Source organism: Aeromonas sp. R6-2 (genome assembly GCF_040908155.1).
Lineage (GTDB): Bacteria > Pseudomonadota > Gammaproteobacteria > Enterobacterales > Aeromonadaceae > Aeromonas > Aeromonas schubertii.
The window spans coordinates 122,949-148,253 of sequence record NZ_JBFODE010000032.1; the positions used below are offsets into that span (position 1 = coordinate 122,949).

The 25,305-nt window shown below is 61.1% G+C and carries 24 protein-coding genes; 12 read left to right on the top strand and 12 right to left on the bottom strand.

Translation table 11 applies throughout. From position 1 onward, the window contains the following. The first annotated feature begins 51 nt into the window (after positions 1 to 51). Positions 52 to 2,160: a YccS family putative transporter gene (gene yccS, locus AB5Y48_RS07440; protein WP_050665545.1), complete on the top strand. Its 2,109-nt coding sequence runs from the start codon at positions 52 to 54 to the stop codon at positions 2,158 to 2,160. A gap of 36 nt (positions 2,161 to 2,196) precedes the next feature. Then, positions 2,197 to 2,532 carry a TusE/DsrC/DsvC family sulfur relay protein gene (locus tag AB5Y48_RS07445; RefSeq protein ID WP_368164096.1) on the top strand — a complete coding sequence of 112 codons (336 nt, stop codon included), beginning with the start codon at positions 2,197 to 2,199 and terminating at the stop codon, positions 2,530 to 2,532. Between the two features lie 44 nt (positions 2,533 to 2,576). Here AB5Y48_RS07445 and dedD read toward each other — a convergent pair whose 3' ends face one another. The 7 genes from dedD to AB5Y48_RS07480 form a co-directional block, all read right to left on the bottom strand. Then, positions 2,577 to 3,314, bottom strand: a complete 738-nt coding sequence (gene dedD, locus AB5Y48_RS07450) for a cell division protein DedD (protein ID WP_136613680.1) — start codon at positions 3,312 to 3,314, stop codon at positions 2,577 to 2,579. Further along, the gene (gene folC / locus AB5Y48_RS07455; protein ID WP_136613681.1) at positions 3,314 to 4,570 is read right to left on the bottom strand and encodes a bifunctional tetrahydrofolate synthase/dihydrofolate synthase; all 1,257 of its coding nucleotides are present in this window, start codon (positions 4,568 to 4,570) and stop codon (positions 3,314 to 3,316) included. The genes dedD and folC overlap by 1 nt, the downstream gene beginning before the upstream one ends. Positions 4,571 to 4,572: 2 nt before the next feature. Next, positions 4,573 to 5,436 (bottom strand): acetyl-CoA carboxylase, carboxyltransferase subunit beta, encoded by an 864-nt coding sequence (gene accD, locus AB5Y48_RS07460; RefSeq protein ID WP_050665541.1) that lies wholly within the window; start codon positions 5,434 to 5,436, stop codon positions 4,573 to 4,575. Positions 5,437 to 5,553: 117 nt separating this feature from the next. Next, positions 5,554 to 6,366 carry a tRNA pseudouridine(38-40) synthase TruA gene (gene truA, locus AB5Y48_RS07465; RefSeq protein ID WP_368164097.1) on the bottom strand — a complete coding sequence of 271 codons (813 nt, stop codon included), beginning with the start codon at positions 6,364 to 6,366 and terminating at the stop codon, positions 5,554 to 5,556. A 105-nt stretch (positions 6,367 to 6,471) separates the two neighbouring features. Continuing rightward, positions 6,472 to 8,499 carry a FimV/HubP family polar landmark protein gene (locus AB5Y48_RS07470; protein ID WP_368164098.1) on the bottom strand — a complete coding sequence of 676 codons (2,028 nt, stop codon included), beginning with the start codon at positions 8,497 to 8,499 and terminating at the stop codon, positions 6,472 to 6,474. Positions 8,500 to 8,691: 192 nt separating this feature from the next. Continuing rightward, positions 8,692 to 9,702 (bottom strand): aspartate-semialdehyde dehydrogenase, encoded by a 1,011-nt coding sequence (locus AB5Y48_RS07475; protein WP_368164099.1) that lies wholly within the window; start codon positions 9,700 to 9,702, stop codon positions 8,692 to 8,694. A gap of 68 nt (positions 9,703 to 9,770) precedes the next feature. Beyond that, the gene (locus AB5Y48_RS07480) at positions 9,771 to 10,943 is read right to left on the bottom strand and encodes a 4-phosphoerythronate dehydrogenase (protein ID WP_050665537.1); all 1,173 of its coding nucleotides are present in this window, start codon (positions 10,941 to 10,943) and stop codon (positions 9,771 to 9,773) included. A 94-nt stretch (positions 10,944 to 11,037) separates the two neighbouring features. On the opposite strand from AB5Y48_RS07480, the gene AB5Y48_RS07485 reads away from it, so the two are divergent. The 6 genes from AB5Y48_RS07485 to infA all read left to right on the top strand — a co-directional run bounded on the left by AB5Y48_RS07485 (position 11,038) and on the right by infA (position 15,884). Next, positions 11,038 to 11,748 carry a phosphatase PAP2 family protein gene (locus AB5Y48_RS07485; RefSeq protein ID WP_050665536.1) on the top strand — a complete coding sequence of 237 codons (711 nt, stop codon included), beginning with the start codon at positions 11,038 to 11,040 and terminating at the stop codon, positions 11,746 to 11,748. Between the two features lie 99 nt (positions 11,749 to 11,847). Then, positions 11,848 to 12,798 carry a thioredoxin-disulfide reductase gene (trxB, locus tag AB5Y48_RS07490; RefSeq protein ID WP_050665535.1) on the top strand — a complete coding sequence of 317 codons (951 nt, stop codon included), beginning with the start codon at positions 11,848 to 11,850 and terminating at the stop codon, positions 12,796 to 12,798. A 56-nt stretch (positions 12,799 to 12,854) separates the two neighbouring features. Further along, positions 12,855 to 14,096 carry a diguanylate cyclase gene (locus tag AB5Y48_RS07495; RefSeq protein ID WP_050665534.1) on the top strand — a complete coding sequence of 414 codons (1,242 nt, stop codon included), beginning with the start codon at positions 12,855 to 12,857 and terminating at the stop codon, positions 14,094 to 14,096. Positions 14,097 to 14,177: 81 nt separating this feature from the next. Further along, a complete protein-coding gene (gene aat / locus AB5Y48_RS07500) occupies positions 14,178 to 14,888 on the top strand; it encodes a leucyl/phenylalanyl-tRNA--protein transferase (RefSeq protein WP_368164100.1) in 711 nt (236 codons plus the stop codon). Next, positions 14,881 to 15,597, top strand: coding sequence for an arginyltransferase (locus tag AB5Y48_RS07505; protein WP_050665532.1), 717 nt, complete (start codon positions 14,881 to 14,883; stop codon positions 15,595 to 15,597). The genes aat and AB5Y48_RS07505 overlap by 8 nt, the downstream gene beginning before the upstream one ends. 68 nt (positions 15,598 to 15,665) lie before the next feature. Then, positions 15,666 to 15,884: a translation initiation factor IF-1 gene (infA, locus tag AB5Y48_RS07510; RefSeq protein WP_005300033.1), complete on the top strand. Its 219-nt coding sequence runs from the start codon at positions 15,666 to 15,668 to the stop codon at positions 15,882 to 15,884. 54 nt (positions 15,885 to 15,938) lie between these two features. Here infA and clpA read toward each other — a convergent pair whose 3' ends face one another. Together clpA and clpS are read right to left on the bottom strand one after the other, a co-directional pair. Then, entirely contained in the window at positions 15,939 to 18,194 is a 2,256-nt protein-coding gene (gene clpA, locus AB5Y48_RS07515) for an ATP-dependent Clp protease ATP-binding subunit ClpA (RefSeq protein ID WP_368164101.1), read from the bottom strand. Positions 18,195 to 18,245: 51 nt separating this feature from the next. Further along, a complete protein-coding gene (clpS, locus tag AB5Y48_RS07520; RefSeq protein WP_050665530.1) occupies positions 18,246 to 18,563 on the bottom strand; it encodes an ATP-dependent Clp protease adapter ClpS in 318 nt (105 codons plus the stop codon). A 226-nt stretch (positions 18,564 to 18,789) separates the two neighbouring features. On the opposite strand from clpS, the gene cspD reads away from it, so the two are divergent. Next, the gene (gene cspD, locus AB5Y48_RS07525) at positions 18,790 to 19,008 is read left to right on the top strand and encodes a cold shock-like protein CspD (protein WP_050665529.1); all 219 of its coding nucleotides are present in this window, start codon (positions 18,790 to 18,792) and stop codon (positions 19,006 to 19,008) included. Here the strand turns inward: cspD and AB5Y48_RS07530 are convergent. After that, positions 19,005 to 19,949 (bottom strand): DMT family transporter, encoded by a 945-nt coding sequence (locus AB5Y48_RS07530; RefSeq protein ID WP_050665528.1) that lies wholly within the window; start codon positions 19,947 to 19,949, stop codon positions 19,005 to 19,007. The genes cspD and AB5Y48_RS07530 overlap by 4 nt on opposite strands. Before the next feature lie 158 nt (positions 19,950 to 20,107). On the opposite strand from AB5Y48_RS07530, the gene AB5Y48_RS07535 reads away from it, so the two are divergent. Continuing rightward, complete coding sequence (locus tag AB5Y48_RS07535; protein ID WP_368164102.1) at positions 20,108 to 20,659, top strand: glycine zipper 2TM domain-containing protein; 552 nt, start codon at positions 20,108 to 20,110, stop codon at positions 20,657 to 20,659. A gap of 36 nt (positions 20,660 to 20,695) precedes the next feature. Here AB5Y48_RS07535 and AB5Y48_RS07540 read toward each other — a convergent pair whose 3' ends face one another. Further along, positions 20,696 to 21,673 carry a lauroyl-Kdo(2)-lipid IV(A) myristoyltransferase gene (locus AB5Y48_RS07540; protein WP_368164103.1) on the bottom strand — a complete coding sequence of 326 codons (978 nt, stop codon included), beginning with the start codon at positions 21,671 to 21,673 and terminating at the stop codon, positions 20,696 to 20,698. A gap of 58 nt (positions 21,674 to 21,731) precedes the next feature. Next, on the bottom strand, positions 21,732 to 22,751 hold the full coding sequence (locus AB5Y48_RS07545; RefSeq protein WP_136614646.1) for an adenosine deaminase: 1,020 nt from the start codon (positions 22,749 to 22,751) through the stop codon (positions 21,732 to 21,734). Positions 22,752 to 22,879: 128 nt separating this feature from the next. Between AB5Y48_RS07545 and AB5Y48_RS07550 the strand changes: the two genes are divergently transcribed. Beyond that, entirely contained in the window at positions 22,880 to 23,629 is a 750-nt protein-coding gene (locus tag AB5Y48_RS07550) for an HAD-IIA family hydrolase (RefSeq protein ID WP_050665525.1), read from the top strand. A 14-nt stretch (positions 23,630 to 23,643) separates the two neighbouring features. Then, positions 23,644 to 25,272 (top strand): cation:proton antiporter family protein, encoded by a 1,629-nt coding sequence (locus tag AB5Y48_RS07555; RefSeq protein ID WP_050665524.1) that lies wholly within the window; start codon positions 23,644 to 23,646, stop codon positions 25,270 to 25,272. Positions 25,273 to 25,305 lie beyond the last annotated feature (33 nt).

Below are 25,305 nucleotides of genomic sequence, written 5' to 3' on the forward strand. Positions count from 1 at the left end.
TTTGGGCTAATATCAGGGCTTTGTTACCGCTTCGGATGTGTCACCTCTCCCATGCCGATGGATATCCTGGGCCCCCTGCGCCGCCTCGTTACCGACAGTCACGTCTATTTTGCACTCAAAGTCCTGATCGCCATCCTGGGGATCCTCGCCTTTGCCCTCGTCACCGGCGAGCTGCGTATGGCGGTGCTCCTCTCCCTCGGGGTCGTGGCCGGCGCCATCGCCGAGACCGATGACCACCCCTGGGGGCGCATCAAGAACCTGGCCATGACCCTCGGCTGCTTCCTCTTTGCCAGTGTCTGCGTGCAGTTTCTCTTCCCCTGGCCCTGGCTCTTCGCCCTGGGACTGGCCGGCTCGAGCTTCCTGTTTGTGATGGTCGGTGCCCTCGGCCAGCGCTACGCCACCATCAGTTTTGGCTCCCTGCTCATCGCCATCTACACCATGCTGGGGGCCGCCAGCGCCCCTTCACTCTTCTATCAACCCCTCCTGCTGTCGGCCGGCGCCCTTTGGTACGGGGCGGTGTCGCTCGTCTGGCTCTGGCTGCTCCCCTACAAGACCCTGCACGAGCAACTGGCTCAGGGCTATTTCGCCCTCGGCCGCTACCTGCTGGAGAAATCCCGCTTCTTTCCGGCCGATGAGCACGGCAGCCAGGCGATCCGCCACAACCTGGCCCTGCTCAATATCGAGGTGGTACAGGGGATGAACCTGGCCAAGGCCAGCCTCAACAGCCGCCTCGGCCAACCTCCGGCACCCGAGCTGGCCCGCCTGTTGCAACTCTATCTGCTGGCCCAGGAGATCCATGAACGGGCAACCTCGAGCCACTACCCCTACAGCCGCCTCGAGCAGGATCTCAAGCAGGGCATCGTTCTGGAGGGATTCCAGGAGGTGCTGCTGCAACTGGCCGAGGCGTGCCAGCGCCTGGGTTACAGCATCCTGGTGCACAAGCCTTATCAACACTCACGGCGCATTCACTGGACCCTGGAGGCACTCGGGGACCAGCTGGAGTTCACTCATCTCAAGCAGCACTATCCCAGCAGCCTCTTCACCCCCATGAAGTTTTTGCGACGTAACCTGGCCAGCATCAACGCCCTGCTGCAGAGCGCGGCGGCCCTTCCCGAGCCGGAGGGGGCGCTCCCTCCCCTGGCAAGGCCAGCCCGGATCGGCTGGCAGAGCCTGCGCCAGCACCTCTCTCTTGACTCCATGCTGCTGCGTCATGCCATCCGTATCTCTCTGGGCCTGGTGTTGGGTTACGGCCTGCTGCAAGCCTTCTCCCTCGACAAGGGGTACTGGATCCTGTTGACCCTGCTGTTCGTCTGCCAGCCCAGCTATAGCGCCACACGACGCCGTCTGGTGCAGCGAATGCTCGGCACCTTCATCGGGATCCTGCTCGGGGTTCCCGTGCTGCTGCTCTTCCCCGATCTCCACTCCCAGCTGGTGGTGATGGGGTTGGCGGCGTTTCTCTTCTTCACCCAGGTGCGCAGCAACTACAGCGCGGCGGTCTGTTTTATCACCCTCTATGTACTGATGGCCTTCAACCTGCTCGATCAGCAGGGTCTCGGCATCGTCGCCCCTCGCCTGCTCGACACCACCCTCGGCTGCCTGCTTGCCTATGCCCTGGTGGCCTGGCTCTGGCCTGACTGGCAGTACAAGCGCCTGCCGGCCCTGATAGCCCGCTCCTTGTCGGCCAATGCCGGCTATCTGGAGCGAGTCCTTTCGGCCCTTCATCAGGGACGCAGGGACTCCCTCGACTATCGTATCGCCCGCAAGCAAGCCCATCAGGCCGACAGCGAGCTGGCCCTGGCCTGGCAAAGCATGCTGGTTGAGCCCCAGAAGCGGCGCCGCTTTCTCGATCTCTGCTTCTCGCTGACCTGGCACAACCATGCCCTGCTCTCCTACATCTCGGCCCTAGGAGCACACCGGGACAAGCTCGAGAGCATAGAGGGTCTGACCGAGATCGGGCTCTATCTGGAGCAGACCCTGCACAGCGCCGCAAGGCAGGTGACCGGTCAGCCCCCCCTGCCCCCCCAGGGACATTGCCCCCTGCTTAGCCACGATCAGAGCGAGGAGCAGCAGATGTTGACCCAGCAACTCAACCTCATCAGCCAACAGGCCGAGGAGCTGCAGGCACTGGCGCGCCAGACCCGGTTGCTCGCGCCGGAGTGAGGCGCTACCATGCCCGCCTCATCACAGGAGTCATCCATGGCAGAACTGATTTTCAACGGGCGAGCCATCGCCACCGATGCCCAGGGGTATCTGTGCGACATCCACGACTGGAGCGAGGAGCTGGCACAGCTTTTGGCCGAGCAGGAGGGAATCGTGATGGAGGAGCCTCACTGGGAGGTGGTGCGTTTCGTACGCGCCTTCTACCTGGAGTTCAACACCTCGCCGGCGATCCGCGCCCTGGTCAAGGCGATGGAGAAGCACTACGGCCCCGAGAAGGGCAACAGTCGCTATCTCTACAAGCTCTTCCCCAAGGGGCCGGCCAAGCAGGCGACCAAGATCGGCGGCCTTCCCAAGCCGGTTAAATGCATCTGAAAAAACACCGCGCCAAGGCGCGGTGTTTTTAAACGCGAGAGTGACTAGGGGTTGTAGGCCACCACAGAGCCACTCAGGGCGGTCAACTGATTGAGTCGTGGCAACATTCCCTGCAGCTTGTCGCGGGAGACATCGGGCCCCACCACCACTCGATTGAGCTCTCCCTGGCGCGGAGTACGGGGGATGGTATGAGCCGGATAACCGGCAGCCCGCAGCTTGGCGACTATGCTGTTGACGCTCTCCACGTTCTTGAAGGCCCCCAGCTGGATGATCCAGGCCCCCTGACTCGGCGAGGCCGGCTTGGGTTTGTCGAGGCTGGAGACCAGATCGCCGAGGGGATCGACCGATTTGGGCTTGCTCTCCACCACGTTTTGCTTGGCCTCGACCGGCTTGGGTTTGGCCTGGGCCAGCTCGGCGGGCTTTGGCTTTGGCTTGGGTTCGGGCTCAGGCTTGGGTGGCACCGTCGCCTGCGGCACGGGTTGGCTCTGCACCGTCACCGGCTCGGCAATGGGCTCAACCTGCCAGCTATTGGCATCGCCGCTGGCCTCGGGCTGAGCCGCGGCCACCTTCGCCTGCTCATGAGCCGCCTGCAGATCGGCAGCACCGGAGACCTGCAAGGCCGGCTTGGCGGGCTCGAGTTCCGGACGCAGGGGGATCTTGGCAAAGGCGGCGTCTTCGACCTCCTGCTGCTTGTTACCATCGAGCAAGTCCGGCAGGAAGATGACCACCAGGGCGACCAGTATGATGGTGCCCACTAAACGATTCTGAAACTGCGAGGCCACTATGACTCCTTTTTCTCGTGCCCGGCCAATACATCCGCGACAGTATAAAACGAGCCAAAAACGATAACCATATCAAGGGGCCCCGATTGGGCAAGGGCTGTCCGATAGGCCTCCATCACGGCGTCATGACAGCTCGCCTCCTCTCCCAGAGCCACCTGCAGCTGGGCTGCACTGGCGCCACGCGGCCCGCCCAGACTGGCCAGATGCCACTGCCCGATCAACCCCTTGAGCTCGGCCAGCGACCCGGCCATGTCCTTGTCCTTGAGCATGCCGACCACGGCGCGGCGCACCCCGGCGCACGGCATCTGACGCAGACGTGTGGCCAGATAGGCCGCCGAATGAGGGTTATGGGCCACGTCCAGATAGACGGTCGGCCTCTCCTGCAGCAGTTGCAGGCGGCCGGCCAGAGTGGCGCAGGCCAGCCCCTCGCGGATCGCGGCCTCGCCCAGGGGCAGACCGAGGGATTCCAGGGCCGCCAATACGGTGACGGCATTCATCAGAGGCAGGCTTGGCAGCGGCAAGTTCAGATAGGTGTGCAGGCCATGGTAGTCCCAACATAGCTCCCGCACTTCACCACGAAAATCGCGGCCAACCTGACGAAGGTGAGCGCCGATCCGGGCCGCCTCACTGGCGATGGTGGCCGGTGGCTCAGGCTCACCACTGATGGCGGGCTTGCCGGCGCGGTAGATCCCCGCCTTCTCCACCGCTACCTGCTCGCGGGTATCCCCGAGCCAGTCGCAGTGATCGAGGGCAATCGAGGTGGTTACCGCCACGTCGGACGCCACCACGTTGGTGGCGTCGAGCCGCCCACCGAGCCCTACCTCAAGCAGCAGCACGTCGAGGTTGGCGCGGGCAAAAAGCCAGAGGGCGGCCAGGGTGGCGAACTCGAAGAAGGTGAGGGAGATATCGCCGCGGGCGGCCTCGACCGCCGCGAAGGCCTCGCAGTGGGCTTCGCCTTCCAATTCGGCGCCGTTGATCCTTACCCGTTCGGTAAAGCGCAGCAGATGCGGCGAGGAGTAGACCCCCACCCGATAACCCTGGGCCATCAAGATGCTGGCGGCCATGGCACAGGAGGTTCCCTTGCCGTTGGTACCCCCCACAGTGATCACCTTGCAGGGCAGCGTGGTCACCCCAAGGCGCCGGGCGACCTCACCGACCCGGGTCAACCCCATATCGATGTTGGCCGGATGGATGGCTTCCAAATAAGAAAGCCAGTCGACCAGCGACCGGCTTTGATTCTGAGACGAAGCGTTCATGCTTACTCGGCGTCGACTGTGGTGTTCATCAGTTTGGCCATGAGGCCGGCCAGGCGATCGCGCATCTCGCGGCGATCGATGATGAGGTCGATGGCCCCCTTCTCGAGCAGGAACTCGGAGCGCTGGAATCCTTCCGGCAGCTTCTCGCGCACGGTCTGCTCGATGACGCGCGGGCCGGCGAAGCCGATAAGCGCCTTGGGCTCACCCACCTGAATATCGCCGAGCATCGCCAGGCTGGCGGAAACGCCGCCCAGGGTCGGGTCGGTCAGCACGGAGATAAAGGGCAGACCCGCCTTGGAGAGGCGATCGAGGGCCGCACTGGTCTTGGCCATCTGCATCAGGGAGAAGAGGGCCTCCTGCATACGGGCACCACCGGAGGTGGAGAAGCAGATGAGACCGCGCCCTTCTTTCAGACACTCGTCGACGGCGCGCACGAAGCGGGCACCGACCACGGATCCCATGGAGCCACCGATGAAGGCGAACTCGAAGGAGCAGGCCACCACGGGCACGCCCTTGAGGGTCCCCTTCATCACCACCAACGCATCCTTCTCGCCGGTGCTCTTCTGGGCGACGGCCAGGCGCTCCTTGTAGCGCTTGGCATCCTTGAATTTGAGGATATCCTGCGGCTCCAGCTCGGCAGCCACCTCGACCCGTCCCTGCTCGTCGAGGAAGCGCTCGAGGCGCGTACGGGCACTGATACGCATGTGGTGGTCACACTTGGGGCAGACTTCCAGGTTGCGCTCCAGCTCAGCCCGGTACAGCACCTGTTCGCAAGCACTGCACTTGGACCACACCCCTTCCGGGATGTTGTGGCGACGCGGTGCGGTGTTCTTGCTCTTGGGAAGAATCTTCTCAAGCCAGCTCATGGAATTCCTTAATGCTTTTTAATGCTTGAAAACACGGCAACACCGTGCCAGTTCAATGACTTGGCGGTGTTGCTGGGACATGTGGCCTGCCATTAAAGCACACTTTTTTGGGGGCAGTTACAAAAAACTGGTCGTACCCGGGGCCGAGTCCGGCAGCCACAAGGGGCCAAGCGGAACGCGCGGCAGGGCAAAGGCCTCGGGATAGTCCACCTCCACCAGATAGAGGCCGCCAGCCTTGGCGGTGGGGCCCGCCACGTTGCGATCCCGCGCCGCCAGCACCTCGGCCACCCACGCCACCGGTTGCTCCCCCTTGCCCACCTCGATGAGGGTGCCTGTGATGTTGCGCACCATGTGGTGCAGGAAGGCATTGGCCTTGATATCGAGCACTATATAGGGGCCGGAGCGGCTGACACACAGGTGCGTCACGTTACGCCAAGGGGTGTTGGACTGGCACTGGATGGCGCGAAAGGAGCTGAAGTCTTGCTCGCCAATGAGGCACTGCCCCGCCGCATGCATCAGTTCGGCGTCGATAGGCTCGTGATAGTGGCTCACGCCACTGCCCAGAATGGCGGGGCGGTAGTTGTGGTTATAAATGACGTAGCGATAACGACGGGCTGTCGCGCTGAAGCGGGCGTGGAAATCCTCCGGCACCTCTTTGGCCCAACGCACGGCGATGTCCCCCGGCAGGTTGGAGTTGAGGCCCAGGGTCCAGGCCGACTCCTTGCGCACCGCTGCGGTATCAAAGTGGATCACCTGACCGGTACCGTGCACCCCGGCATCGGTGCGGCCGGCACACTGGATCTCGACCGGGTGATTGGCAATCTTGCCGAGGGCACGCTCAAGCTCCTCCTGAACGCTGATCACTTCCCGTTGACGCTGCCAGCCGAAGTAGCGGCTGCCGTCATATTCGATTCCAAGGGCTATACGCATGGGACACCTGAATGCAATAAAAACGCGGCGAATTATACGCAATGGGGCGACAAAAAGAAGGGCGGCCACCCGGCCGCCCCGCATCCAGACGCAGACTTATTCCTGTCAACCAAGCCGCTTGAGCAGCTTCTCGGCCTCCTTGCGCTGGCTGTCGCTACCCTGGGCCGCCGCCTCTTCGAGCAGCTCGCGAGCACTGTCCTTGTCGTCGATCTCGAGATAGGCGCGCGCCAGATCCAGTTTGGCACCCACACCGCCATCATCGGCGTCGATATCGAAGTCGCTACGCTCGGGCAGCACTTCGGGGAAACCATCGAGACCCACATCCAGAGTCGCATTCTGGTAGGGCTCCTCGCCCTGGCCGGCGGCATCAGCCTCGGCCAACAGGGTATCGATCTCCACGTAATGATTGTCATCGGCAGCCTCGCGATCCGGCACTGCCGCCGGCTCGGCCTGCTCCGCCTGTTTGAAGGCATCTTCAAAATCGGCCAGCGCCAGCTCGTTGGGATCTTCCTCCCGAGGCTCACTGTCACCGACCAGCGACTCGTCGAGGGTCAGCTCCAGAGCCTCATCCACCGATGAGAGGCTGACCTTGCTGTCATCGGAGTCGGCCAGCATCTTGTCGAGCTCGGCATCGAGCTCACTGAGATCAAACTCTTCGTAGGACTGTTGATCGACCTCGTGGGCATCATCGTCCCCCGGCAAGAGATCGGCATCGGCCATCAGCGACTCGGGGGAGTCGGCAGGCTCGGGGACCAGATCGGGATCCACGGGCCCATGGGCAGGCTCGTCGAGGTCGTGCTCATCGTGGAAGAAGAGCTCTTCTTCCTTGGTTTCCTCAAGCTGATATTCAGGTTCTGGCTCGGGAATGGGCTCAGGCTCAGGTGCAGCCTGAGGCTCGGTAGCGAGATCCAGCGCCCCCAACTCGGGAGAGAGCAGCTCATCAAATTCGTTGCTCCCCTCCTCCATGAAGGCGGAGGTGGACTCGGAGAGGCTCTTCTCCTGCTCTTCCAGCTCGCGGCGAGCGCGGGCACGCAGCCAGAGTGTCACCAGCGCCAGCACCAGCAAGACAGGCAACAGGATGATCATGGCCAGGTTGAGCGGTGACGAGAGCAGATCGAGCAACCAGTTCTTCTCGTCAGGCTTGGCAGGCCCGTCGTCGGGGGCCGCCGGGGCAGGCATACCCGCCTTGAGCTCGGCGATCTGCTTTTGCAAGGACTCCTGATCCTGCAACTGGGCCTTGAGGGTCTCGAGCTCCTGAGTCAGGGACTCTACTCGCAACTTGAGCCTGTGGTTGGTCTCGCTCACCTGCGACAGCTGGCTGGTCGCATCATCGAGGGCCAGCTTCATCTCGGTGACGCTGCTGGGCTGCTCGGTCTGGGTCTCGGGCGGCAGGGGTTTGGGGGCTTCGGCCTCGGCCTTGACCTGTGGGGCCTCCTCCACCTTGGTGGCCGGGGCCGGCTCTACCGGTTTGGGCAGGGGGGCCGGTCTCTTCTCCTCAACCTTGGCAACCACCTCGGGTTGTGGCACCGCCTCGGGCTTGGCCGGTTTGGTCGTGGTCTGTGGCTGGCTCTCAACCTTGGGCTTGCTCTCCCCGGCAGACTTGACCGCGGGTTTGGGATGGACCGTGAGGTTCTTCACCTCTGCGGTATAGCGAGAGCTGATCCCCTTCCAGCTGGCATTATCGCTGCGGAAACGGGCGCGCGCCTGCTCGTCGGAGATGCGGCTGGCCTCCTGCTCGTTTGGCAACACTATGGTGGAGCCCACCAGGATGTGGTTGATGTTGCCATCGGCAAAACTGCGCGGATTCTTCTCGTAGATGGCGACCATGGTCTGGTAGACGCTCACCCGCGTGCTGGGACGATAACGATTGGCCAGGCTCCAGAGTGTATCGGTCCGCAGAATGGGGCCATAGCGACCGACGCTGGTGGAGGCGGCAACCGGTTGACGAGGAGCCGGGGCCGGAGCCTGGGTCCGTTGCGGCACGGCGGGGGTTGCCTGGGTCGGTTGGGAAGGCTGAACCGGTTCATCCGGTCCCTTTAACTCGACAAAGAAGGGTTCACGCTGCTCTGCATGAACAGGAGTCAGCAACCCTAAAACCAGCAGCGTAGCCAATGCTATGCGGGAGTGTCCCATATTCGTTCCTTCGTGTGACGGCTCTATCACATTGAAAAGTTTAGATAGTTAGCCCGTTTTATCGAATCACTATAATTCAGCCGACGCTGTCAAACCAGTTATCGCTCACCCATCGACTCATTTTTGTCCTCTTTGCCTCTGGCAGAGTGATCCCGCGCAAATAAAAAAGGCCACCCGGGGTGGCCTCACGACTCAGAGATAGTCCCGCAACACACTTTCTGCTGCCTGAACCACCCCCAGCGCCGCCCCTCTCCTGAGGTTATCGGCGACCAGCCAAAGATCCACACCCTGAGGGTGGGTAAAATCCTGACGAACCCGGGCCACCAGCACCTCGTCACGGCCGTTGGCATCCACGACGGGTGAGGGCACCTCCCCCTCGTCCGAGAGCGCAACCCCGGGGGCGCTGCGCAGCAGCTCCTTGACCTGTTCGGCGTCGAGGGGCTGATGCAGTTCGAGGTGTACCGCCAGGGCATCGCCGTAGAAGACAGGTACCCGGGCCAGGGTCGGATTGATGGCCACCTCCTGCCCCAACACTCTCTGGCTCTCCAGCACCAGTTGCCACTCCTCACGGCTGTAGCCGTTGTCGAGCAGTTCACCACACTGACCAAGCAGGTTGAAGGCAATCTGGACCGGGAAACAGGAGGGCTCCACCGGACGGGCATTAAGCAGGGCCGCGGTCTGGCTGGCCAACTCATCCACCCCGGCCTTGCCGGCCCCGGAGACCGACAAATAACCGCTCAGATTGACCCGTGCCACCCCCACTTCGGCATGCAGGGGCTTGAGCACCGCCAGCAGCTGGCTGGTCACCCCGGAGGCGAGTGCAATCAGGTTGCGCTGGCGATAGTCACCGAGTGCTTCGGGATTGGCCTCCATGCACACCAGGGGCACCTCGTCATCGGTGACGAAGGCACCACTGGCATCGAGCACCATACAGCCCTGCGCGGCCGCCACGTCGGCCCAGCGCAGGCTGTCGCTTGCCGTGCCGACAAAGAGGGCAAGCCTTGCCTCGCTCCAGTCAAAATCGGCCACATCGCGAATATCGAGGTTACGGCCGAGGGCGCGCACCGTCTCACCCACTTCGTCGGACGAACCGAGCGGGATGATGGTGTCGACCGGCAGGCCGCGCTCCTCGATGAGTTCCAGCACCAGTTGGCCGGCAGCAGTACCGGCTCCGAATACAGCGACGCCAAGTTGCGCAGTCATGTAAAACACTCCTTGAGAGGATGGACCCGCCCCTGGGCGGGCCCGACACAATGGGTAACCCGAGAGGGTCAGGAAAGGGTAAAACCGAGTTTGGCCAGGCAGGGCGTTGTCGTCCCGCACAGGTGCAGTGACGAGAGCTCACGCCGCTCCGGGTAGTGCTTGCGTTGACGGTCGAAGCTGCCGGGGATCGCCAGCTCCCGGCGAAAACGGGCATCGTCACGGCGCACGTCATAAACCAGATGCACCAGTCGGCCGATCAGCGCCTGATCGGGCGCTTGGCCCAGCTGCATCCTGGTCACCTCGGGAGAGGGTAGCAAGGCACTCAGATCCTGACGGGCCGAACGACCGAGACGCTCGCACAGGGCCTGATAGAGCATCCAGGTGCCACGCGCCTTCCCCTCCAGGCTATAACCGGCAATATGGGGGGTCGCAATCTCCACCAGGGGCACCAGCTCGTGCAGCAAGTGTGGCTCATGCTCCCACACATCCATCACCAGATGCAGGGGCTCAGCACCCCGTTGACGCGCCAGCAATGCCCGGTTATCCCACACCTCGCCACGGGAGGCGTTAATGAGAAACTGGCCCGGTCGCAGGGCGGCGATGCGCGATGCATCGAGCAGGTGGTGGGTTGCCTCCTCGCCATCTCGGGTAAACGGCACATGAAAGCTCACCACATCGGCCGCAAGCGCCTCCTCCAGGGTGACGAAACCCGCTGTCCCTTCGATCCGGGCCCGAGGGGGATCACAACGCAGCACTCGCATGCCCAGTGCTTCTGCCCGGGTGGCGACGGCGCTCCCCGTGTTACCCGCTCCCACCACGGCCAGGCTCATTGCGCACAGAGAGAGCCCATGGCGCTCGGCCAGCACCAGCAAGGCGCTCAGCACATAGTCACCCACAGAGATACGGTTACAACCGGGAGCACTGCTAAAGGCGATACCCCGCTCGCGCAGCAGCGCCTGATCCACGTGATCGGTCCCGATGGTCGCCGTGCCAACAAACTGCAAGCGACTGGCCTTCGCCAGCAACGCCTCGTTCACCCGGGTCACCGAACGCACCAGCAGCACATCGGCATCACACAGTTGCGCCGGCAGCATCTCTCGCCCGGGAAGCAGGGTCACCTCCCCCAGCTCGCCAAACAGTGCCTCCACATGGGGCATGTTCTCATCGGCAACGATCTTAAGCACTGGCACCTCCGCGGCACGACGGCCCGCACTGTGGTAGAGAAACGGCAAGGGGCGCATTCTAGCCCAAAGCGCTGCCCGATTTCATGTCCGTTGGCTTGACCCTGCACTTGAGACAGGCAAAATGGCGCGCTTATTGCCACCCGGAGCCCCTATGCTGACCAATGCCCAAGTTCTTCGCTTCAGTGCCGCCCTGATCCTGCCCCTGGCACTGCTGGCCCTGTCCGGATGGACCCCCTTCCTCACCCACGACCTGAACCAACCCGGGCTCTATCTGGCATATCTGCTATCGGGTACGGTCGGTCTGCCCGGGCTGTTGGCGACCTTTGCTCTGCTCTTTGCCATGACCCAGTTCAAGCTGCGGCTGGGGCATCGGGAGTGGGGATTGCTGCTGGCGGTGTTCGTCCTGCTGATGGGGGCTGACTGGTGCATCAAGGCGGCTATCAAGCATCTGACCCAGGAGCCCCGTCCTTATCTGGTCTGGCTGGTCGAGCAGGGACTGCTGGACTCTCTCGAACACTTCTATGCCGCCCCGGTCAGCGAGCGTATGGAGCAAATCCATGCCACCAGCCTCTTGCTCGGTCTGCCAACCTGGCTCGGTCAGCACTGGCAGCAGGGGGTTAACTACGCCTTTCCCTCGGGTCACACCATAGTCACCATCACCCTCGCGCAATTTTTCGGTCTGATCTGGCTGGCCAGAGCCCCTCGAGGAGCCTGGCTCTTGCCTCTCTGGGCGCTGGCCGTTGCCGTCTCGCGCCTGCTGCTGGGTATGCACTGGGCAGGGGATCTGCTGGCCAGCGCGATTCTCGGATCGGCCACCGCCATTCTGGGCGCACGCTGGTGGTTGCATCAGGTCTCCAGGTAACCATCCATCGTCTCGATGAAGGCTATCGAGCAGAGTGCTTTGACCCCGGATCGACAATTCCCTAAAATCCGGCCCAAATAACCGAGCAGGACACCTAACATGAGCGAAGTCATCCACAGCAAGCTGATCATCCTGGGCTCAGGCCCGGCCGGCTACACAGCCGCCGTCTACGCCGCCCGTGCCAACCTCAACCCGCTGCTCATCACCGGCATGCAGCAGGGCGGTCAGCTCACCACCACCACAGAGGTGGAGAACTGGCCCGGAGATCCGGAAGGCCTCACCGGCCCGGCACTGATGGATCGCATGAAGGCTCACGCCGAGAAATTCGACACTCGCATCCAGTTTGACCATATCAACGAGGTGACCCTCACCGAACGCCCCTTCCGTCTGAAGGGTGACAGCGGTGAATACAGTTGTGATGCCCTGATCATCGCCACTGGCGCCTCTGCCAAGTATCTGGGGTTGCCGTCGGAAGAGGCCTTCAAGGGACGTGGCGTCTCTGCCTGTGCCACCTGTGACGGCTTCTTCTATCGCAACCAGGAAGTGGCGGTAGTCGGCGGCGGCAACACCGCAGTGGAAGAGGCACTCTATCTGGCCAACATCGCCAAGAAAGTGCACCTCATTCACCGTCGCGACGAGTTTCGCGCCGAGAAGATCCTGATCAAGCGCCTGCACGACAAGGTGGCCAGCGGCAACATCGAGCTGCATACCCATCAGACCCTGGACGAAGTCCTGGGTGACGCCATGGGGGTTACCGGTGTGCGCCTGCGCGACGTGCGTGATGAAACCACTCGCGAGTTGGCACTGATGGGGGTCTTCATCGCCATCGGCCACCAGCCCAATACCCAGATCTTTGACGGTCAACTCGAGATGCAGAACGGTTATCTCAAGGTACGCGGTGGCCTCGACGGTTTTGCCACCCAGACCAGCATCGAGGGGGTGTTTGCCGCGGGAGATGTGGCGGATCACAACTACCGCCAGGCCATCACCTCAGCCGGTACCGGTTGTATGGCGGCTCTGGATGCCGAGCGTTATCTCGACAGCCAGTAAGCCACGTTGAACCTCAAGGCATGCCCCGGCATGCCTTTTTCACTTTCAGAGCACGGATGAAGCAGAAGATTCTGATCGTCGAGGACAGCCTGACTGTCCGTCGCATGTTGATCCAGGCCATCACCCAGCAGACGGGCCTGGAGATCGATGCCTATGACACCCTGGAGGGGGCCCGCCACTGCCACGGCGAAGAGTACGTGGTGGCGCTGGTTGACCTCACACTGCCTGATGCCCCCCGGGGAGAGGCGGTCAATGTACTGCTCGAACGCGGCCTGCCTGTGGTGATCCTCACCGCCGACATCAGCGAAGAGAAACGCCACGCCTGGCTCGAAGCCGGCGTGCTCGACTACGTGATGAAGGATTCACGGCACTCCCTGCAGTACGCCGTGGGGCTGGTCCACCGACTCTATCTCAACCAGCGCATCGAGGTGCTGGTGGTGGACGACTCACGCACTTCCCGTCACCGCACCGCCGCCCAACTGCGCAAGCAGTTGTTGCAGGTTCACGAGGCAGGACATGCCCGAGAGGCGCTGGGCATCATCGAGTCCAACCCGGCCATTCGGCTGGCACTGATCGACTACTACATGCCCGAGATCGACGGTATCAGCCTGGTGCGAATACTGCGTGAACGCTACAGCAAGCAGCGTCTGGCCATCATTGGCATCTCGGTCTCCGACAAACGTGGTCTCTCTGCCCGCTATCTCAAGCAGGGGGCCAACGACTTCCTCAACCAACCGTTCGAGCCTGAGGAGTTGCAATGCCGTGTCAGCCACAACCTGGAGGCCCTGGAGCAATTCACCAGCATTCAGGAGTCGGCCAACCGGGATTATTTGACCGGGCTCTATAATCGCCGCTACTGGTTTGGGGAGGGCATGAAATGGTTTGAGGCACTCCAGCAACAAGAGACCCAGCTCTCCCTCTGCGTACTGGATGTGGACCACTTCAAGCAGGTCAACGATCACTGGGGTCATGCGGTGGGGGATCAGCTGCTCTGCCACCTGACCCAGCAACTGACCCAATTTTTCCCCGATGCACTCATCGCCCGCTTCGGCGGCGAGGAGTTTGCCCTTATGGTCCCCCACTGCAGTGTGCCGGTACTGGCCAAGCGCCTCGAGGGGCTTCGCCTGCACCTGCGCCAGCTCCCTCTCGCACGTGAGGTTCCTCTGTTTGTGCGTGCCAGCTTCGGGGTTACCGAGGTGGGGCGGCTCTCCATGGACGAGGCCCTGAGTGAGGCGGATCGACTGCTCTACCACGCCAAGCGGACGGGGCGCGACAAGATAGTCACCGAGTGCACATAACCGGCATGGGCAGGCCGGTGCCGTGACAAAGGCGGACCGGCTGGATACTATCTCCCTATGGCTCGTAATCGGTCCCTTTGGATGTCGATGTATCTCACCCAGCTGGATGCCCACTCACTGCATTTCCCCTCTGTAGATCACGCCCTCGAAGAGCCCAACGGGTTGCTCGCCATCGGCGGTGATCTCACCCCTCCCCGCCTGCTTGCGGCCTATCGTCGCGGCATTTTCCCCTGGTATGAGCCTCACAGGCCCATCCTCTGGTGGTCACCGGATCCCCGTGGAGTACTGCTCCCGGAGCAGATCCACGAAGGACGCAGCACACGCAGACTGTGGCGTCGCGGCCAATTCGATATTTGGATCAATCGCGACTTTAATAGGATCATCGAAGGGTGCGCCGCACCACGGCGTACCGCCGACTCAACCTGGATTGGCAGCGAGATGATCAGCGCGTACAAGAGACTCCATGAGCAGGGTGACGCTCACAGCATCGAGATCTGGCAAGGGGGAGAGCCCGTCGCAGGACTCTACGGACTGAGCCTGGGCCGCGTCTTCTGCGGCGAGTCTATCTTCTCGCGTATCGACGGCGGTGCACGACTGGCATTGATGGCCCTGTGTCGCCACTTTTGCGCCCATGGCGGCGCCCTCATCGACACCCAGATGCAGAACCCTTTTCTGGCCACCATGGGCATTGAAGAGTGGCCACGGCGACGTTTTCTCGATGCCCTGTCTCATCTGCAGCACGAACCGCTGCATGCCGGCTGCTGGACTACCAGGCAGGTACACTATGACTGAAGAAGTGATCCTTCGGGTTGGACTGACCCCGCAACACACCTGCAGTTATCTGGGTGACAGGCAAGAGCAACTGCTGGTGTTGATGGATCACTCCCTGCTCACGCCCAACGGCTATGAACGATTGCTCAGCGCTGGCTTTCGCCGCAGTGGCAATGATATCTATCGCCCCCACTGCCCCACCTGTTCGGCCTGCCAATCCCTTCGCATCCATAGCCAGGAGTTTGTCCCCAGCAAGCGCCAGAAACGTATCCGCCAACAGAACCGGGATCTTGAGGTGGTGTTGAGCTATCAGGACAAACCCGAGTATTACGAACTCTACGAGCGCTATATTCGTGGCCGTCATGCCGATGGCACCATGTATCCCCCCAGCCGCAGCCAATATCAGGGATTTCTTCACTGCCACTGGATGCCCCCTCTCTACATGGAGTTTCGCTCTGGCTCGAAACTGCTGGCCGTCGCGGTGACCGACCTGATGCCCCACTCCTTGAGCGCCATGTATACCTTCTTCGATCCCGAAGAAGCGGGCCGTTCATTGGGGGTCTTTGCCATCCTGAGTCAGTTGGAGCTGGCCGCTCGGACGGGCCGGAGTTGGGTCTATTTGGGCTATCTGGTCGAGCACTGCCAGAAGATGAACTACAAGAGCCAGTACCGTCCCCACGAGCTGCTCATCGGCAAAGAGTGGAAAAAAGTGCCCTCAATCCCCGAGTAAACTTTACACATAGCCTTAAATCCGGCATGATCTCGCCGTTTTTTGTTGTGGCTTATCAAGAGGATTCAATGGCTAAAGAAGACAGTATTGAGATGCAGGGCACCATTCTGGAGACTCTGCCCAATACCATGTTCCGGGTGGAACTTGAGAACGGTCACGTGGTGATCGCCCATATCTCCGGCAAGATGCGCAAGAACTACATCCGTATCCTCACCGGTGACAAGGTAACCGTTGCCCTGACCCCCTACGATCTCTCCAAGGGTCGCATCGTTTTCCGCTCTCGCTAAGCCAGGAATTCATACAAAAACCCCAACCAGTCGGTTGGGGTTTTTGTTGTTGGTTTAGTGTTGTACGGTCAGAGGCTGGGTCTGGAAGTCGAAGGTTAACCCCTCCTTGCCCAGATCCACTCTGACGGCCCCGCCATCGACCAGCGCACCAAACAGGATCTCGTTGGCCAGCGGCTTCTTGAGTTGCTCCTGAATGACACGCCCCATGGGACGAGCCCCCATAGCCCTGTCGTATCCCTTCTCTGCCAACCAGTGGCGAGCCGTATCGGTGATCTCGAGGGAGACCCCCTTGGCATCCAGTTGTACCTGCAGCTCGACGATGAACTTGTCCACCACCTGATAGATCACCTCCATATCGAGGTGGTTGAACCAGATGATATGGTCGAGACGGTTACGAAACTCCGGGGTAAACGTCTTGTTGATCACCGACATGGCATCATGGCTCATGTCCTGCTGCTGGAAGCCAATGGACTTGCGCTGGGTCTCCTGCACGCCGGCATTGGTCGTCATCACCAGGATGACATTGCGAAAATCTGCCTTGCGCCCGTTGTTATCGGTCAGGGTGCCGTTGTCCATCACCTGCAGCAGCAGGTTAAAGACATCCGGGTGGGCCTTTTCGATCTCGTCGAGCAGCACCACAGAGTGGGGATGCTTGATCACGGCATCGGTCAGCAGCCCCCCCTGCTCGAAACCCACGTATCCCGGAGGAGCACCGATGAGACGCGAGACGGTATGACGCTCCATGTACTCGGACATGTCGAAACGCAGCATCTCGACCCCCAACGCCTTGCCAAGCTGCTGGGTGACCTCCGTCTTGCCCACCCCGGTGGGACCGGCAAACAGGAAGCAGCCCACCGGGCGATGCTCGTTACCGAGCCCTGAGCGCGCCAGACGAATGGCATCGGTCAACACCTCGATAGCCCTGTCCTGACCAAACACCACCATTTTGAGGTTGCGCTCGAGGTTCTTCAGGACCTCTTTATCGGATGCCGAAACCGACTTCTCGGGGATCCTGGCAATCTTGGCCACGATCGCCTCTATCTCGGGCACATTGATCACCTTCTTGCGCTTGCTCACCGGCAGCATACGCTGGCTGGCCCCCGCCTCGTCGATCACATCGATGGCCTTGTCCGGCAGATGGCGATCATTGATATATTTGGCCGCCAGCTCGGCAGCGGCACGCATCGCCTTGACGGTGTAGCGTACATTGTGGTGCTGCTCATAACGGCTCTTGAGGCCCATCAGGATGCGGGTGGTATCATCCACGCTCGGCTCGACGATGTCGATCTTCTGGAAACGCCGCGCCAGGGCGTGCTCCTTCTCGAAGATCTGGGAGTACTCCTGATAGGTGGTCGAACCGATGCAACGGAGCAGCCCATTGGAGAGCAGCGGCTTGATGAGGTTGGCCGCATCGAGCTGGCCGCCAGAGGCTGCACCGGCCCCAATGATGGTGTGGATCTCGTCGATAAAGAGGATGGCCCCCTCCTGACGCTCCAACTGCTTGAGCAACACCTTGAGGCGCTTCTCAAAATCGCCCCGGTACTTGGTCCCCGCCAGCAGTGAGCCCATGTCCAGGGAATAGATGGTGCTACCGGCGATCACCTCGGGCACATCTCCCTTGACGATGCGATAAGCGAGCCCCTCGGCGATCGCGGTCTTGCCGACACCGGCCTCTCCGACCAACAGGGGATTGTTCTTGCGCCGGCGGCACAGTACCTGGATGGTACGGTTGAGCTCCTGATCACGGCCAATCAAGGGATCAATACGACCCTCAAGCACCAACTGGTTGAGGTTGGTGGCAAAGCTCTCAATCTGGGCTGAGGAGAGATCATCCTCCCCTTCCTGAGCCTGCTGACCGCCCTGCTCCGGCTTGTTCTCCTTGCGTACCCCATGGGAGAGGAAATTAACCAGATCGAGACGGCTGATATCAGACTTCTTCAGGAAGTAGACGGCCTGGGACTCCTGCTCGCTGAAAATAGCGACCAGCACGTTGGCGCCACTGACCTCGGTATTACCGGACGATTGAACGTGGAAGACTGCCCGTTGCAGCACGCGCTGGAATCCGAGGGTGGGTTGGGTTTCTCTGTCCTCATCGTCGCGAGGCAGCAGAGGGGTCGTCTGGTTGATGAAGGCGGCAATTTCCTGCCGCATGTTATCGACATCGGCACCACAGGAGAGCAACGCCTCCTTGGCGGAAGGATTGTCCAACAAGGCCAAGAGCAGGTGCTCAACGGTCATAAACTCATGGCGCTCATCCCTGGCATACTTGAATGCCTCATTCAGCGTCCTTTCCAGATCCTTGTTCAGCATAGGCACCTCCCCTAATACAACAGCTTATCGTGGTGTCATTCAGATCATTTATCAGGCCTTTTCCATGGTACAAAGCAGTGGATGTTCGTTCTTTCGAGCATAGGTATTGACCTGAACTACCTTGGTCTCGGCAATCTCGGCCGTAAACACGCCACAGATCCCCTTACCACTATAATGCACACTCAGCATCACCTGAGTCGCTTTATCCAAGTCCATACCGAAGAACCTTTGCAAAACCTCTACCACAAAATCCATAGGGGTATAGTCATCGTTGTTCAATACCACCTTGTACATGGGAGGCGGTTGCACATCAACCTTGGAATCTTGAGCAACCTCTTCATTTACAAAGAGTTCTTTCTGTTTAGCCATCTTTCTCCGGCACCTTAAGATTACTATCAATAGAAAAGCACTTGTCAACAGATTTTGTTAACCTGGTCACACTGATTTGTTAACAACTTCTTGACTCGACGGATTCTTGGACTAGATTGGTTACTTGCTAATCTGCCCCCGGATGAGGCCAGATATTTCTAGTTTACATGGAGCGGGCGCAGGTTACTCAACGACTTTAGGGTAATCAATAAAAGGATGTAGATGTATGGCAACCGGAACAGTCAAATGGTTCAACAACGCCAAAGGGTTTGGTTTCATCTGCCCGGAGGGGGGTGGGGAGGACATTTTTGCCCACTACTCCACCATCCAGATGGATGGCTACAAGACACTCAAGGCCGGTCAGTCTGTCCAATTTGAACTGCAAAAAGGCCCCAAGGGAAACCACGCATCCGTCATTGTGCCCACAGAAGCACAAAATATCTAATCACAAGCAGCACGAGCAGATTTGTCGCCACGCCTCCCTCGGGAGGCGGTTTTGTTTCCGGGAAACAGCACCGGCGTGCGCTGCACCTGGGCCAGTATTACTCCGGCCAGGGTCAAGCCTCCCCCCACCAGATGACTCCAGCTCAATTGCTCTCCCAGCAGGGTGACCGCCAACCCGGCCGTCATCACAGGTAGCAAGTTCATGTAGATAGCCGTTCTGCTGGCACCAAGCAGGGAGATCCCCTGCATCCAGAGCCAGGGAGAGAGGGCCGAGGTCGGGACCCCGGCATAGAGCACAAACCACAGGCTCTCCCACCCCGGCAAGCGACCATCCACCAGGAAGAAGAAGGGGGTCAGGAACATCAGGCTCATCAGCACCTGGCCGTAGAGCATCATCCAGTTGTCGAGCCCCAGAACCCAGCGGCGCAGCAGCACGCTATAGAGCGCATAAGTGAGCGCCGAGAGCAGCATGTAGACATAGCCGATGGAGATGCCATGGGTCAGCAACCGAGCCGGGTCCCCCTGCCCCAGCAACACCACCAGCCCTCCCAGAGAGACCAGCCCACCGAGCAGCGCGCCCCAAGTGGGGCGCTCACGCAGTAACAGGGTGCTGAGTACCACCGTCATCAGGGGAGTCAGACCCATGATAAGGCTGATCTCGGTCGCCCCCAGGGTTGTTGCGGCGTAATAACCGAAGGTCTGGTTAAGTACCATGCCAAGCAGTGCGAGCAACGCCAGCCTGGGGGCGCAGCGAAACAGGCGGTGCCGCAGCAGCCAGGCCCGGCGCCCCAGCCAGGGACTCAACACCAGGGCCGCCACCAGCCAGCGCGACCAGGCCAGCGCAGCCGGTGACATCAGTTGCACCGCCATCTTGCTGACGATGCCATTACCGGCCCAGATGGCGATACAGGAAACGGGGAAGAGAAAGGAGAGAGACGACATGGGAACACACTCACACAGGGATGTCGCCATATTAAGACAGCCCCGGTCGCCACTCAAATTCGGGGCAGACAATCCCTGTCGGATAGCCGCCGGGCTCAGCTACCTGACATGGCAGCCCCCGTCGACAATAGGGATAGACCCAGTGATAAGGAAAAACCATGAACAAGTCCATGTTGGGAGGCGTGCTGGTCGGCGTGGCCAGTGCCCTCACCCTCTCTGCCGTTGCCGGCAGCCACCTGTTCGAACGAGAGCCTGAAGTAGCCCAGGTGCTCGGAGTCAAGCCGGTCAGCCGCACCATCAAGACGCCCCAACAGGTGTGCGAGCAAGTAAGCGTCACCCACAGAAAACCGGTTAAGGATGAACACCAGATTGTCGGCACCGTCGTCGGCGCCGCTCTGGGGGGCGTTATCGGTCACCAATTTGGCGGAGGCAGCGGCAAGAAGGTGGCGACGGCGGCAGGGGCTGTCGCCGGTGGCTATGCGGGCAATCAGGTGCAGGGCAATATGCAAAAAGCCGATACCTACACCACGAAAGAGCAGCGCTGCCGTACCGTGCAAAAGGAATCACAGGAGTCCCTTGGCTATGACGTGACCTATCGCCTCGCCGGACAGGAGGGGGTGGTACGCATGCAGCACCAGCCCGGCAAAACCATACCGGTGAAGGAGGGACGCCTGGTGCTGGATGCTCCCGCCATCCCGGCTGCAGGCTGATGCGATGGGCAAGCCCGACAACCGCCGGGCTTGCCATCATATTTCGCCGCGCACCTTGCGGATCCCGAGTTCATAAAATCCCTCATCCGTATCGGGACGAGTGTGGAATATTTTGAGAAACCACATGTACTGCTCCGGATAGCGGGTCAGCAGCGACTCCACCGCCTGATTCATCACCAGAGTATCCCGGGTCACATCCTCGCTCGGGTAGGGCTCGGGCAGAGGCTCTATCACCAGTTCGTAGTCGTGGTTTGCCTCGTCGTAGCAGGCCAGCATCATCAGCGGACGGGCACCGGTGAGCTTGCACAGGCGTGGCAAGGCCGGCAGGGTCGCCTTCTCCATACCAAAAAAGGGAACAAAGAGGCTCGCCTCGCGCCCGTGATCCTGGTCCGGCAGATAATAAAAACCGCTGCCCGGCTGTCTGAGGTGTTTGATGATGGGTTTGAGCCCGGCGCTGCGTTCATAGATCTTGGCACCGTTGCGTCCCCGCTCCCGGTTGATGTAGCGATCGAACACGGCGCTCTTGGCGCTCTTCATCATGGTGCACATGGAGAGGGTCTGGCGATTATCGATGATGCGTCCGCAAAAATCGATGGCCCAGGTGTGGGGCACCACGAAGATCACCGATTGACCCGCCAACCTGGCGGCCTCCACATGCTCCCAACCGCTGATCCGGGTGCGTGATGCCAGATACTCGGGGGAGCGCACGCTCAGCTCGCCAAAGCCGGCGAAGGTCTTGATGCCCACTCGCATGCACTTGTGCAGCAGGGCCTCACGCTCTTCCCCGCTCAACCGGGGGAAGCAGATCTCGAGGTTGGTGCGGGCGATATAGCACTGTTTCTTGGAGAGACGCACCAGCAGCGGGGCCAGGAGATCCCCCAGACGATCGCGCAAACGGGGCGGCAGATAGCCCATCAGGCGCAGCGCGCCGACACCGAGCCAGGCTCCCCAGTGTTTTGGGTGGAGCAGCTCGCGGTGAAAAGAGTGGTCGAAAACAGGATCCAGCTGGCTCATTGCAATTCAGAGAGTCGATACAATAGGGGGAAGATTCTAGCCGATCCCCCCCTTCTGCTCAAAGGTTGCCAACACCGTGCGCTCGGGCTATGCCCTGGATCTGCTCGCACCAATGGCTCTTTTGCCCATCGCTCATCCAGCTCGCCTCGACGCCGTTAAGCGCCAGCTGTACCACCTGCCCGGCACTCAGGGAGAGCCCCTCCACCAGTGCCCGATAGTTGGCCGTGAGATAGCCACCGAAGTAGGCGGGATCGTCGGAGTTGACCGTCACGCAAAGCCCGTGCTCCAGCAGGTGCCTCATGGGATGATCGCTCATCGTTTTGACCACCTGCAGGCGCAGGTTGGAGAGGGGGCAAACCGTCAGGGGCAGTCGGCTGCGGGCCAGCGCCTCCAGCAGCTCGGGATCGTCGATGGCGCGCACCCCGTGATCGATACGCCGTACCTGGAGTCGTTCCATCGCCTGCCAGATATATCCGGCGGGCCCCTCCTCTCCCGCATGGGCGACAACGGGAAGACCCAGCTCTCTGACTCTGGCAAAGACCCGGGCAAATTTCTCCGGCGGATTCCCCCGCTCGCCGGAGTCCAGACCAAAACCGTGCAGCCGGTCGAGCCAGGGCTCGGCCTCTGTCAGGGTCTGCCAGGCGGACTCTTCGCTAAGATGGCGCAAGAAGCAGAGAATGAGTCGGGAGCTGATCTGCCAGCGGCGCTGCCCCTCGTCAAGCGCCTCGAGCAGCCCCTCCATCACCTCGGAGAAGGGGACTCCCCGCTCGGTGTGGGTCTGGGGATCGAAGAAGATCTCCGTGTGCACGATCTTCTCCTGGTGACAGCGCTCCAGATAGGCCAGGGTCAGATCAAAGAAGTCGCGGGCCGTGCAGAGGACGGCCGCGTTTTGATAGTAGAGATCGAGAAAAGACTGCAGGTCGGTGAAACGGTATGCCGAGCGAAGTGCCTCGACCGACCCCCAGGGCAGCTCAATATGGTTACGCCTGGCCAGCGCAAAGACCAGCTCAGGCTCCAGTGTGCCCTCGATATGCAGATGCAGCTCAACCTTGGGCAGTTCGGCAATCAATGTCTCCATCATCATCACCTCCACAAGAAAACGGCTGTAACCCAGTTGCCAAACGGGCTTATAATCCCCGCGTCAAAGAAGCTAACTGATTGATAGACTAGGTTCTTCCACCCTGGCATGCCACGCAAGGAGGCAATATGAAGAAAAGTGTTATTTGTGACATAGACGGCGTCATTTTGCACAACAACGACCTGATCCCCGGCGCCGATCGCTTTGTCCACCGCCTCCTCGAGCAGGGCCACAAGTTGCTCTTTCTGACCAACTACCCGGCCCAGACCCAGAAAGATCTGCAAAACCGCTTCCGCTCCGCCGGCATCGAGGTGCCCGAGGAGTGTTTTTACACCTCGGCCATGGGGACCGCCGACTTTCTGCGCCGCCAGGACGGCAAGAAGGCCTATGTGATCGGTGAGGGGGCCCTGACCCACGAACTCTACAAGGCCGGATTTACCATCACCGACATCGATCCCGACTTCGTGGTGGTGGGCGAGACTCGCAACTACAACTGGTCCATGATGCAGCTGGGTGCCAAGTTCGTGGCCCAGGGGGCACGTTTTATCGCCACCAACCCCGATACCCACGGCCCTCACATGTACCCGGCCTGCGGAGCCCTGTGCGCCCCCATCGAGCGGATGACCGGCAAGAAGCCGTTTTATGTGGGCAAGCCCAGCGCCTGGATCATCCGCGCGGCACTGAACCGGATGGAGGCCCACTCGGAGAGCACCATCATCATCGGCGACAACCTGCGCACCGATATTCTGGCCGGCTTCCAGGCGGGCCTCGAGACCATACTGGTGCTCTCGGGCGTGAGCCGTGCCGAGGATATCGATCAGGTACCGTTTCGTCCCAACCATATCTTTGGCTCTGTCAACGAGATCGACATCGTTTAGGAACCCGTTACACCATGGATTTGATGATCATCGCCGTGGCCTTCGGCTGCGGCATGCTGGCCAACCTCCTCAAGCTGCCTCCCCTGCTCGGTTATCTGGCCGCCGGCTTTGCCCTCAAGGGACTCGATGTCCCCCACAGTGAGACCCTCACCACCCTGGCCGACCTCGGGGTCACCCTGCTGCTCTTTACCATCGGCCTCAAGCTGGAGGTCAAGACCCTGCTCAAGCGGGAGGTGTGGGGCACCACCAGCGTGCACATGCTGCTCTCGACCCTGCTCTTTACCCTGGTATTACTGGCTTGCAAGGGGGTAGGCGTCACCCTGGCCAGCGAACTCAACTGGCAACTGGCACTGCTGCTCGGCTTTGCCCTCTCCTTCTCCAGCACCGTCTTCGCGGTCAAGGTGCTTGAGGAGCGAAGCGATATGAATGCCCTCTACGGCCGCCTCGCCATCGGCGTGCTGGTGCTGCAGGATCTCTTCGCGGTAGCCTTCCTCACCGTCTCGAGCGGCAAATTGCCGAGCCTGTGGGCCCTTTGGGTATTGGCGCTCCCCCTGCTGCGCCCCCTGCTCTTTCTGCTGCTCGAGCGGGCCGGTCACGGGGAGCTGCAGGTGCTGATGGGGATCTTCCTGGCTCTGGTGGTGGGGGCCGGCGGCTTCGAGCTGGTGGGCCTCAAGCCCGATCTCGGTGCCCTGGTGATGGGGATGCTGCTGGCCAGCCATCCCGCCTCGAGCGGCCTGGCCAAGTCGCTCTTCAACCTCAAAGATCTCTTCCTGGTCTGCTTCTTCGTCTCCATCGGTCTGCACGGGTTGCCCACCTCGGACACCCTCTTGATGGCGGCGATCTTGCTGCTGGTGCTGCCGCTCAAGAGCCTGCTCTACTACGTGGTTTACTGCAGCGCCCATCTGAGGGTTCGCACCGCCCTGCTCTCTACCCTGGCCCTGGCCAACTTCTCCGAATTCGGCCTCATCGTCGGCGCCATTGCCACCAAGGCGGGCTGGCTGCCTGCGGAGTGGTTGGTGGCCATCTCCTTGATGCTGGCGGCCAGCTTCATGATCTCCGCCCCCCTCAACGGCATGGGAGAACGCCTCTATCACCGCTTCGGGGATCGCCTGCGGCGCTGGCAGACCGCCATGTTGCACCCTGAGGACAGACCCATCGAGTTGGGCGATGCCCAGGTCATCATCCTCGGCATGGGGCGTATCGGTCAGGGTGCCTATGCCGAGCTGGAGCGTCGTCACGGTCCGGTCGTGCTCGGGGTGGAGAACGACAGCAGCAAACTGCCGGGGCTGCGTGAGCGTGGCCTCAACGTCATCGAAGGGGATGCCACCGACACCGATTTCTGGGACAAGGTGCTGCTCTCCAACCAGGTCTCTCTGGTGCTGCTCGCCATGCCTCACCACTCCGGGAACCTCTATGCGGTCGACAAGCTGCGCAGCCACGGTTTTAGTGGGCGCATCGCCGCCATTGTCCGCTTCGAAGATGACATCCCCTCCCTGCTCGAGCAGGGGATCGACGCCGTCTTCAACGTCTATAACGAAGCGGGTAGCGGTTTTGCCCGTCATGTCATGCGTGAGCTGCGTCCCTTTGAGGAACGTGACCCCTTGGCAAGTGACGGCCAGACCGCTAAGGTCGAAGGTGGTTAGAATACTAAACGGGGGCATGATGCCCCCCTTCAT